Here is an 825-nt window from a genome sequence, read left to right on the forward strand (position 1 = left end):
TGCATCCATTTCGTAAATGTGTGTCTATCCAAGCAATCGATTTCTCTAATTATCCGATGAGCAATATGAACGCGTCAGGCAGGGTGCATCATTAGGAGTATTTTCGATGGCAAAGATTATCGAGGGTGGCCCGGGTGCCGAAACACTCATCGGCACCGAGCTTGACGATTGGATGGAGGGTTTCCAGGGCGGTGACTGGATTGACGGTCGTGGCGGCAACGACGAGATCTCGGGTGGCCCGGACAGTGACCGACTCATCGGCGGCAAGGGTAACGACCGCATCTTCGGCGGAGATGGCTGGGACGATCTCTCCGGCGACAACGGCCGCTTCAACCCGCGCGTCTCCGGTGAGGACAATGACAGGCTCAGCGGCGGTCCCGGCCAGGATGTCCTCTACGTGGGTGACGGCCAGGACACGTTGACCGGGGGCACCGACAGTGACACGTTCGTGTTCCAGTTCCACAATCCGGTGCCTGGGGTTGTCGGGTCGAAGTCGGACATTACCACTATCACCGATTTCAACCCGGCGGAGGACAAGTTCGCCTTCGATGCGGTGGGCCTCTACAATGACGGTTTTGGCGCGAACTTCGTCAACAACGCCAGCATACAGTCCGGCTACCCGGTGAGCAGCTTCTACAGTGGTGCGGCCTCGGGTGCGAACGGCGAACACGTCGTGGTAATCACTGGCGAATCTTTCAACTCTGCTTCTGAAGCCGCGAGTGCGATCTCCGGCGAGCACGCCGGCGACATCATTGTCTACCAAAGCAGCTACACCGACAGAGTCGCAACTCTGGCCTATGTCACCGCCGACAACAGCGCGCATGA

At 58.5% G+C, this 825-nt stretch carries 1 protein-coding gene; it reads left to right on the plus strand.

Going from position 1 to position 825, the window contains the following annotated elements; all coding sequences use genetic code 11:
• Positions 1–106: 106 nt before the first annotated feature.
• Positions 107–825: calcium-binding protein (locus tag NKH83_RS31550; RefSeq protein ID WP_352809078.1), on the plus strand; the 719-nt coding region annotated here is incomplete at its 3' end.

It is taken from the genome of Mesorhizobium sp. M0909, from assembly GCF_040319515.1.
Classification (GTDB): Bacteria; Pseudomonadota; Alphaproteobacteria; order Rhizobiales; family Rhizobiaceae; genus Mesorhizobium.